The organism is Streptomyces sp. NPDC059456, assembly GCF_042750055.1.
Classification (GTDB): domain Bacteria; phylum Actinomycetota; class Actinomycetes; order Streptomycetales; family Streptomycetaceae; genus Streptomyces.
In genome coordinates this window covers 302-10624 of the sequence record NZ_JBHYVA010000257.1, presented here as the reverse complement: position 1 = coordinate 10624, position 10323 = coordinate 302, and the positions used below count along the sequence as shown (strand labels likewise).

Genomic DNA, 10323 nt, shown 5'->3' with positions numbered 1-10323 from the left:
GCCCCACCGGGAGGACTGACGGGCCTGCCGGGAGGACCGACGGCAGGGAGGGTGGGGCGACGGCGGCGGCCTCGACGCCGCGGCCGTGACCGTGGGCCCCGAAACGGGCCGCGGCGGCGGGCAGGCTCGACTGCAGAGGGGAAGGCCCGGGGTCGGGCATCCGTGACTCCTTGGTGAGGTGGTTGGCTGTCCCGGATCCCGGGCAGGACCGGGCGGCCCGGGACGCGGGTCCCGGGCTTCACGGCCGTCGGGCGGGTCCTCCGGGAGGACGCGGGCAGAGCCCTCAGTCCTGCCTGCGGGCGATCTGGACGTTCTCCAGCACGCCGAGGGCGTCGGGCACCAGGATGGCGGCGGAGTAGTACGTGGAGACCAGGTAGGAGATGATCGACCGCTCGTCGATGCCCATGAACCGCACCGACAGGCCCGGCTCGTACTCCTCCGGCAGACCGGTCTGGCGCAGGCCGATGACGCCCTGGTTGTCCTCGCCGGTACGCATCACGAGGATCGAGCTCGTGTTCTCCTTGCTGATGGGGATCTTGTTGCACGGCAGGATCGGCACGCCGCGCCAGGCCGGGACCTGCTGTCCGCCGAGGTCGACGTGGTCCGGGTACAGCCCGCGGGCGTTGAACTCGCGCCCGATCGCCGCGATCGTCTTGGGGTGGGCGAGGAAGAGCTTGGAGCCGCGGCGGCGGCACAGCAGCTCGTCGAGGTCGTCCGGGGTGGGCGGGCCGGAGTGGGTCTGGATCCGCTGCTTGAAGGCGGCGTTGTGGAGCAGACCGAACTCCCGGTTGTTGATCAGCTCGTGCTCCTGGCGCTCGCGCAGCGCCTCGATGGTGAGCCTGAGCTGCTCCTCGGTCTGGTTCATCGGCTCGTTGTAGAGGTCCGCGACCCTCGTGTGCACCCGCAGCACGGTCTGGGCGATGGAGAGTTCGTACTCGCGCGGGTTGAGCTCGTAGTCGACGAAGGTGCCGGGCAGCTCCGGCTCGCCGGTGTGGCCGGCCGACATCGCGATCTCGGCCTCGCCGTGCTTGTTCTGCCGCTGGTGCGGCAGCGAGCCGAACTGCTGGACGTGGGCCTGCAGGTGCGGCGCCGAGGACAGCACGGAGGCGAAGTCGGAACGGGAAAGGGTGAGCAGGGTGCCCGCGGTCGCCGCGGTGGCCGTGAAGTCCCAGCCGCCGGCCCCGTCCAGCAGGGCGTGCTCGCCGAACCGGTCGCCGTCCGCGAGCACGGCGACGGCGACCTCGTCCCCGTACTTGCCGACGGAGGTCTGGTTGATCCGGCCGTGCGCGATCATGTGGATCTCGTTCGCGGGGGTGCCCCGCTCGACCAGCACCTCACCGGCACGGAAGTCGCGCTGGACGCAGCGTCCGGCGAGCGCGGTCAGCACCTCCACGTCGTCGAAGCCGCGCAGCATGGCGAGTTCGCCCAGCTCGCGCGGGATCACGCGGACGTGGGCCCCGTCCTGGACGAACTCGATGCGGCCGTCGCCGACGGTGTAGGTGAGCCGGCGGTTCACCCGGTAGGTGCCGCCCTTGGTCTCCACCCAGGGGAGCATCTTCAGCAGCCAGCGGGAGGTGATCTCCTGCATCTGCGGGGCGGACTTGGTCGTGGTGGCGAGGTTGCGGGCAGCCGCCGTACCCAGGCTGGTCTGCCGGGGCGCTTCGAGCTGCGCCTCCGGGCTGGTGTCCACGGTCATCGGACGGGAGCTCCTTCGTAAGGGTGGTGAGCGGCGCCCGCGGGGGCGCACGTCACCGGCGAAAGAAGAAAGAAAGGGGGCGGATATCCGGGCAATCCATCCAGATCCGGGAGCACACTAACCGTCCGTGTAAGCCGTGCGCCCCTTCAGCCGTCGCCATTACCTCGATACGGCGATCTTGGCGCGCGGGATGTTTAAGGGGCGCTATATCAACTTTCAGCCTCGCTCGAACACCTGCCCCGGGTATCGAAGTTGACGCAGAATCAGACATTCGGCCCCGCCGCGGCCACCCCGGCGCCGGTCCGCGGTCGGGCATGCTCGTTCTCCGGCCAACCTCCCCGCCCGCTTCGGGCCGGAGACCCCCGTGAGCCCTGGAGCGGTGAGTCCCCATGAGCAGCAGCCCCGCGGATGCGGTCTCCCGCCAGGAGTTCGACGCGATCTTCGCGGCGGTCCGCACCTGGGGCCGCTGGACCCCGGCCGACCGCGGCGCCTGGAACCGGGTCACCCCGGAGCACGTACGGCGGGCCGCGGGCCTGGTCCGGTCCGGAACCGCGGTACCGCTGGGGCTGCCCTGGGACACCCGGCCCGGTCCGGACAACCCCAGGCCGGCCCTGCACCACATGACCGACCTCGGCGACGTGGAGGCACCCGAGCCCGCCACGTACAAGGACTTCCTCGCGGCCGATTACCACGGCAAGGCCGTGAGCCACCTGGACGCGCTGTCACACGTCGCCTACGAGGGGCGACTCTACGACGGCCGTCCGGCGCGGGAGGCCGTCGGCTCCGGGGGCGCCCGGTTCGGCTCCGTGGCGGCGCTCGGCCCGCTGGTCACCAAGGGGGTGCTCCTCGACCTGCCGGCCGTCCACGGGGCGGACTGGCTGGAGCCGGGGCACCCGGTCCACGCGCGGGACGTCGTCGCCGCCGAGCGCGCACTGGGCGTGACGATCGACGAGGGCTGCGCGGTACTGCTGCGCACCGGACGGTTCCGCCGCAGCCGCGAGCTCGGCGCCTGGGACTCCGGCGCCGCGAGCGCGGGCTTCCACGTGGACGCGGTGCCGCTGCTGGCCGAGCGCGCCATCGCCCTGCTCGGCGGCGACGGGGACAGCGATCTGCGCCCCTCGCCGGTCGAGGGCGTCCACTCCCCCGTCCACGCCCTCGCCGTGGCCGCCATGGGGGTGCCGCTGCTGGACAACCTGGACCTCGAAGCGCTGTCGGCGGCCTGCGCCGGGGCGGACCGCCACGAGTTCATGATCGTCGTGGCGCCGCTGAACGTACCGGGCGGGACGGGTTCCCCGGTCGATCCGGTCGCGGTCCTCTGATCGGGCGATGCGGACAAATGGGTAGGAATATACTCAGAAAGCACTTGCTCGGTGGGGTCGCTCCGGTGCGGCCGGGGGCACGGCGCCGAGGACTCGGCAAGGGGACGTGATGCACATGGGGGCCACGGGAGAGCAGATCGGCCCCGCACGCTCCCGTGAGCGGTTCCTGGTCGGCGAGACGATCGCGGACGGGGTGCGGAGCCCGATCCTGAACTCCTGGCTGCGCTGCCAGTCACTGGGGTTGTCGCCGGACCAGACCGAGCTCCCCTACCGGGACGACTTCGATCCGGACAGCCGGCTCGTCCACGCCGCCGGGCCCGTGCTCGACCGGCTGGCGTCCCGGTTCGGCGGCAGCCGGATGAACGTCTGCCTCGCCGACGGGAACGGAACGGTGCTCCAGCGCCGCTTCGGGGAACCCGGCCTCGCCCGCACCCTGCCCCCCATCCAGGCCGTCCCCGGATTCGTCTTCGCCGAACGCTTCGCGGGGACCAACGGCATCGGCCTCGCACTCGCCGAACGGCGGCTCGTCAAGGTCTACGGGGCCGAGCACTTCGCCGAGCGCTCCCAGTCGAACGCCTGTTCCGCCACCCCGATCCGCGACCAGCTGAGCGGGCACATCGTGGGCGTGCTCTGCCTCGGCTACCCGCACGGTTACGAGGCCCCGGCCCTGGCCGTCCTGGTCCGCCGGGCGGCGGAAGGCATCGAGCGGCGGCTGATGGAGCAGCGCTCGGCCCGGGAGCGCGCCCTGCTGCGCACCTACCTGGAGGCCGGCCACCTGGCCCACGACGGCGCGGCCCCCGGGGACGGGCCGCTGATGGGTCTGGACCAGCTCGGCGACAGCGGGCTGGACCACAGCGATCAGACGCTCCTCAAGGAGAAGGCCACCGAGCTCATCTGCTCGCCCCAGCGGGCCGCCGTCGAGGTGGCCCTCCCGCACGGGCGGGGGGTCACCCTGCTGAGCACCCCGCTCACGAGCCGCTCCGGAGTGGAGGGCGTCGTCGTCGAGGCCGTGTTCACCGGCGAGCCGCCCGCGGAGCACCACCTCTCCGTGCCGGCCCGCGCCGGACCGCCGCCCGCAGCGGCGCCCGGGGCGGCACCTGGTACGACCCCCGGGACGGCTCGCGGAAGGGGGCTCGTCCTGGTCGGCGAGCCCGAGGTGGGCAAGTACGCCATCGCCGCGCGGCGCCGCCTGGAGCTGCTGGCCGAGGCCAGCACCCGGATCGGCACCACGCTGGACGTGACCCGCACCGCCCGGGAGCTCGCCGAGATGGCCGTTCCGCGGCTGGCCGACTACGTCACGATCGACGTGCCGGAGTCGGTGCTGCGCGGCGAGGAGTCCGCCGACCCCCGCAGCGAGCTGTACCGGGCGGTGCTCCACGGCATCCGCGACGACTGCCCCTTCTACCCCGCCGGCGAAGGGGTCGAGCTGCGCGCCGCGACCCCCCACATGCGGTGCCTGGACAGCGGGCACGCCGTACTGGAACCCGACCTCAAACAAGCGGTCGGCTGGATCGACCAGGAACCCGAGCACGCCCGGCGGATCCTCGCCCACAAGGTGCACTCCCTCGTCTGCGTCCCGCTCCTCGCCCGCGGCGTCCTGCTGGGCATCGCGAGCTTCTACCGCTCCGAGGACCCGGCCCCCTACGGGGACGACGACAGCCGGCTGGCCCAGGAACTCGCGGCGCGCGCCGCCCTCTGCATCGACAACGCGCGCCGCTACACCCGTGAGCACAACCTGGCCCTGGCCCTGCAGCAGAGCCTGCTCCCGCGCGGCGTGCCCGAGCAGGGCGCCGTCGAGGTCGCGCACCGCTACCTGCCCGCCGCCTCCGGAGCGGGCGGCGACTGGTTCGACGTCATCCCGCTCTCCGGCACCCGCGTCGCCCTCCTCGTCGGGGACGTCGTCGGCCACGGCCTGCACGCCGTCGCCACGATGGGCCGGCTGCGGACGGCCGCGCGCAACTTCGCCGAACTGGAACTCGCCCCCGACGAGCTCATGACCCACCTGGACAACCTCCTGGTGCGCCTGGACCGGGAGGAGGGCGGGGACAACGACCCCGACAGCACCGGCATCGCCGGCGCCACCTGCCTCTACGCCGTCTACGACCCGACGACCCGGCAGTGCACGATGGCCCGCGCCGGGCACCCGCCGCCCGCGCTGGTCCACCCCGACGGCCGCGTGACCTTCCCCGAGCTGCCCGCCGGACCGCCGCTGGGACTGGGCGGGCTGCCGTTCGAGACCGCGGAGATCGGGCTCCCCGAGGGGAGCACGCTGGTCCTGTACACCGACGGACTCGTCGAGGACCGCCACCGCGACATCGACGTGGCCCTGGACCAGCTGAGCCACGTCCTGGCCCGGCCGGACCGCAGCCCGCAGGACACCTGCCGGGCGGTCATGGACGCCATGGCACCCGAGCACCCCGGGGACGACATCGCGCTGCTCGTCGCCCGCACCCGTACGGTTCCCGCGGACCGGATCGCCTCCTGGGACGTGCCCGCCGACCCCGCCCAGGTCGCCGGCGTCCGCGCCGCCGCCACCCGCCGACTCGCCGACTGGGGGCTGGAGGAGCTCGCGTTCGCCGTCGAGCTGATGCTCAGTGAGCTGGTCACCAACGCGGTGCGCTACGGCACCGAGCCCATCCGGGTCCGCCTCGTCCACGACCGCACCCTGATCTGCGAGGTCTCCGACGGCAGCAACACCGCCCCGCACCTGCGGCGGGCGGCCAGCACGGAGGAGGGCGGGCGCGGTCTGTTCCTCGTCGCGCAGCTCGCCCACGCGTGGGGCACCCGGTACACCGCCCGGGGCAAGGTCATCTGGGCCGAGTGCACGCTGGACGCCGCCTGATCCGCCCGGCGGCCCGCCCCTCGCCCGGGTCCCCGGCCCCCTCCACTCGACCATCGGGGGCACAGGGGGCGACATATCGCCCATATGCACATGGCCACCAGTAGCATCACCGGTGTCCTCGTCCCTTCAGGAAGAACCTCCCCAGGCGGCCCCGGAGGAGTCCGTGCACGACACTCCCGTCACCTCCCTCCGCCCGCCCGCGCGCGACGGCGAGGAGCCCCTCGTGCGGATACGCGGTCTCGTCAAGCGGTTCGGCGGCACCCTCGCCCTGGACGCGGTCGGCCTCGACGTCCACGGCGGCAGCGTCCTGGCCCTGCTCGGCCCCAACGGATCCGGGAAGTCCACCCTCATCAAGGTGCTCGCCGGGGTCCACCGCGCCGACGCGGGCGAGGTGAGCGTGGCCGGGCACCCGCTCGGCTCCGAGGCGGCCTCCCGCAGCATGTCCTTCATCCACCAGGACCTCGGCCTGGTCGACTGGATGACCGTCGCCGAGAACATCGCCCTGGGGACGGGCTATGCGCGCCGCGGCGGCCTGATCTCCTGGCGGCGGACCCGGGAGCGCTGCGCCGGGGCGCTGCGGATCGTCGCCGGGCACCTGGACGCCGACACCCGTGTCGCCGACCTCGCCCCCGCCGAACGCTCGCTGGTCGCCATCGCGCGCGGCCTGGCGAAGAGGGCTCGGGTCTTCGTCCTCGACGAGCCGACCGCCACCCTGCCCGCCGCGGACTGCGCGCGCCTGTTCGGCGTACTGCACGAGCTGCGGGACCGGGGGCACGGGATCCTCTACGTCAGCCACCGGCTCGACGAGGTGTACGAGGTCGCCGACGCCTTCGCCGTCCTGCGCGACGGCCGGATCGTCAGCGGGGGGCCGCTCGCCCCGTACGACCCGGCCCGGCTGGTGCGCGACAAGGTGGGCCACGAACCGGCCCGGCCGGCGCGCCGGGCCCCGGCCGCCGGCGGGCCCCCCGTACTGCGCCTCGACGGCGTGACGACCGCCCGCACCGGGCCCGTGACCCTGGAGCTGAGGGGCGGCGAGGTGCTCGGGATGGTGGGTCTGACCGGTGCCGGGCACATGCACCTCGGCCGCGCCCTGGCCGGCGCGCTGCCCCTGCTCGGCGGGCGGGCCCTGCTCGACGGACGTCCGTACCGTCCGCGCACCGTCGCCGCCGCGCTCGCCGCCGGCGTCGGCCTCGTGGCCGCGAACCGGCAGGAGGAGGGCTGCGCCGCGGAACTGACCGTACGGGAGAACTTCCTGGCCAACCCCCGGGCGGCCGGTGTGCCGGCGTGGCGCTGGGTGCGTCCGCGGCGCGAGCGCGCCGAGGCCACCGCCCTGATCGACCGGTTCTCGGTGGTCCCGCGCGACAGCGAGGTCCCGATCGCCACCCTGTCCGGTGGCAACCAGCAGAAGGTCATGGTCGGCCGGCGGCTGCGGGGGGACCTGCGGCTGCTGATCCTCGAAGAGCCGACGGCGGGCGTGGACGTCGGCGCGAAGGCCTCGATCCACCGGCTCCTGGACGAAGCGGTGGCCGCCGGCCTGGCGGTCCTGCTCATCTCCACCGATTTCGAGGAGGTCGCCGACGTGTGTCACCGGGCGCTGGTGTTCGGGCGCGGGAGCGTGGTGGCCGAGCCGGCGGGCGAGGCCCTGACCGTCGCCGAACTCACCCGTACCGCCTCGGCCCTGCCCGCGATCACCGGAAGCGCGGAGGGCCGGTGAGCCCCTCCCGTACCGGGGCCGGCCCGGCGCGCCGCTCCGTGTCCGGTCACCCGCACGCGCACTTCCTCGGCAGGTACGGCCTCCTCGCCCTCACCGTCCTGCTCTTCCTGGCCTTCTCCGTCCTCCTGCCCGACACGTTCCCCACCCGGGACAACGTCTCCTCGATCCTCTCCACCCAGTCCGTGACGGCCGTCCTGGCGCTCGGTGCGACGATCTGCATCGCGGGCGGCAAGTTCGACCTGTCCATCGGCTACGGCCTGGGGTTGGCGCACGTCATGGTGCTCTACCTCATCGTCGACGAGGGCTGGCCCTGGACGCTCGCCTGCCTCGCGGTGGTGCTCGGAGGGGCGCTGGCCGGCGCCGTGAACGGCGCCATCGTCGAGTTCGCCCGCATCGACGCGTTCATCGCGACGCTGGGCACCGGCAGCATGATGTACGCCGTCACCGGCTGGATCACCGACGGGAGCCGGATCGTTCCGGGCCCCGACGGCCTCCCGGCCGCCTTCACCGACCTGTACGACGCCCGCTTCCTGGGGCTGCCGCTGCCCGCCTTCTACGTCCTCGCCCTCGTCGTCGTGCTGTGGGTGGTCCTGGAGCGGCTGCCGTTCGGCCGGTACCTGTACGTCATCGGCTCCAATCCGCGGGCCGCCGTGATGGTCGGCATCCCCACGCGCCGCTACTGCATCCACGCCTTCGCCGCCTCGGGCACCGTCGTCGGCCTCGCCGGAGTGCTGCTCGCCTCGCAGCAGCAGATCGGCAATCCGAGCGTCGGCCTGGACTACCTGCTGCCCGCGTTCGTCGGCGCCCTGCTCGGCTCCACCGCGATCAAGCCGGGGCGCGCCAACGCCATCGGAACGCTCGTGGCCGTGACCGTCCTCGCCGTCGGGCTCGCGGGGATCGGCCAGCTCGGCGCCCAGTTCTGGGCCACCCCGCTGTTCAACGGCGCCACGCTGCTCATCGCGGTCGGCCTGGCCGGCTACTCGGCCCGCCGGCGGCTGCGTCCCGACGCCGTCGCGGCGGGCGGGCCACCCGAGGAGCGGCCGCCCGTGACCGGGGCCGACGACGGCTCCCCCTGAACACCTCCCCGCGCACACCGGCCCCAGGAGCGAGCACCGTGTACCCGAACCGCAAGACCGCCCTCGCGGCCGCAGCGCTGCTGGCGGCGGCCGCCACCGCCGTCGCCGGCTGCGGGGGCGGCGGCCCGTCGAACACCACGGCCCCCTCGGCCGCCGGCTGTCCGGACGTCCTGCGGGAGGCGAAGGCGGCCGTACAGCGCGCCGAGAACCCCGACACCTCCTGGAACGGGCCCACGGCCGGTCCCGCGGCCGTCCCCGGCAAATCGCTGGTCTACGTCGCGCAGACCATGACGAACCCCGGGGTCGCCGGGGTCGCGAAGGGCGTCCGGGAGGCGGCGCAGGCCATCGGCTGGAACGTCCGGGTGATCGACGGGGACGGCACCCCGGCCGGCATCCAGGCGGCGCTCGGCCAGGCCGTCACCCTCAAGCCCTCGGGCATCGTCATCGGCGGGTTCGACCCCCGGCTGACCTCCCAGCAGGTGGCGCGGGCCGAAGCCGCCGGCATTCCGCTCGTCGGCTGGCACGCCGTCAGCTCCCCCGGCCCGAGTACGGACCCGAAGCTGTTCACGAACGTCACCACGAAGGTGGAGGAGGTGGCGAAGGCCAGTGCCGACTGGGTGATCGCCCGGTCCGGCGGCTCCGCCGGGGTCGTCGTCTTCACCGACGACTCGATCCCGTTCGCCGGGACGAAGTCCCGGCTGATCGAGCAGCGGCTCGCCGCCTGTCCCGGTGTGCAGGTCCTGGCGCACAAGAACATCCCGATTCCGGACGCGAGCCGGCGCACCCCCCAGGAGGTCTCCTCGCTGCTGTCCCGCCTGCAGCAGAAGTGGACGTACTCCGTCGCCATCAACGACCTCTACTTCGACGACGCCGCACCGGCGTTCCGCGCCGCCGGCAAGCCCGGCTCCGGGCCGCCCCACAACATCGGCGCCGGCGACGGCGACCCCTCCGCGTTCCGGCGCATCAACAGCAAGCAGTACCAGGCCGCCACCGTCCCGGAGCCGCTCTCGCAGCAGGGCTGGCAGATCGTCGACGAGTTCAACCGCGCCTTCGCCGGACGGCCGGCCAGCGGCTACGTCGCCCCCGTCCACATCGCCACGGCCGAGAACAGCGCCGGGGCCACCTCCTGGGACCCCCGCGGCTACCAGCAGGCGTACGAGAAGATCTGGCACGGCTGACCGCGCGGCGCCGGCAGCGGGACCGTGCGGGGCATCGGCCGGGGCGGCGGTTCAGAGCCAGTTGACGGTGAGGGGGGAGGTGGCGGCGGTGTGGGGGGGGTGAATGTTGCTTCGCAGCCCGGGGTGGCCTCCGGCGGCAGACGAGCAGGCTGGTGCAGTCGAGGTACGTCACGGTCTCGCCCTGGGGCTGCGTGGGCAGGGGGACGTCCGCGATCCTGGTCCCGGCGGCGTCGTACACGGAGGCCGCGGCGCCCAGCGGGCCGCCGCCGCGCAGGGCGTACGAGGCACCCGACGGGGAGAAGGCGCCGTCGGTCGTGAAGAACCGGGCCGGACGGGGCCGCGGTCGCGGTGTTGACCCGGCCGGTCTGCCGGGGCAGAGGCGCCTCGTACAACCGCCCCGTGGCGCCGATCGGTTTGCTCGCGATGTACGGCTGCCCGGTGACCGGGTCGGCGAGCAGTGGCTCGGCGTCGTGCCGGCCGTCCGGGCAGGCGAAACGG

At 73.8% G+C, this 10323-nt stretch carries 6 protein-coding genes; 5 read left to right on the top strand and 1 reads right to left on the bottom strand.

The genetic code is table 11. The features are described 5' to 3' along the window. Positions 1 to 283: 283 nt before the first annotated feature. The gene (locus ACFXA3_RS22165; protein ID WP_385189157.1) at positions 284 to 1696 is read right to left on the bottom strand and encodes a family 2B encapsulin nanocompartment shell protein; all 1413 of its coding nucleotides are present in this window, start codon (positions 1694 to 1696) and stop codon (positions 284 to 286) included. Positions 1697 to 2085: 389 nt separating this feature from the next. On the opposite strand from ACFXA3_RS22165, the gene ACFXA3_RS22160 reads away from it, so the two are divergent. From ACFXA3_RS22160 to ACFXA3_RS22140, 5 genes are all read left to right on the top strand, one after another. Beyond that, positions 2086 to 3015, top strand: coding sequence for a cyclase family protein (locus tag ACFXA3_RS22160; protein WP_385189155.1), 930 nt, complete (start codon positions 2086 to 2088; stop codon positions 3013 to 3015). 115 nt (positions 3016 to 3130) lie between these two features. After that, positions 3131 to 5857 (top strand): SpoIIE family protein phosphatase, encoded by a 2727-nt coding sequence (locus tag ACFXA3_RS22155; RefSeq protein WP_385189154.1) that lies wholly within the window; start codon positions 3131 to 3133, stop codon positions 5855 to 5857. Positions 5858 to 6020: 163 nt separating this feature from the next. Further along, positions 6021 to 7571 carry a sugar ABC transporter ATP-binding protein gene (locus tag ACFXA3_RS22150; RefSeq protein WP_385189152.1) on the top strand — a complete coding sequence of 517 codons (1551 nt, stop codon included), beginning with the start codon at positions 6021 to 6023 and terminating at the stop codon, positions 7569 to 7571. Then, positions 7568 to 8647, top strand: coding sequence for an ABC transporter permease (locus ACFXA3_RS22145; RefSeq protein WP_385189150.1), 1080 nt, complete (start codon positions 7568 to 7570; stop codon positions 8645 to 8647). Before ACFXA3_RS22150 ends, ACFXA3_RS22145 begins: the two co-directional genes overlap by 4 nt. 38 nt (positions 8648 to 8685) lie before the next feature. Beyond that, positions 8686 to 9825: a substrate-binding domain-containing protein gene (locus tag ACFXA3_RS22140; RefSeq protein WP_385189148.1), complete on the top strand. Its 1140-nt coding sequence runs from the start codon at positions 8686 to 8688 to the stop codon at positions 9823 to 9825. The last annotated feature ends 498 nt before the right edge of the window (positions 9826 to 10323 follow it).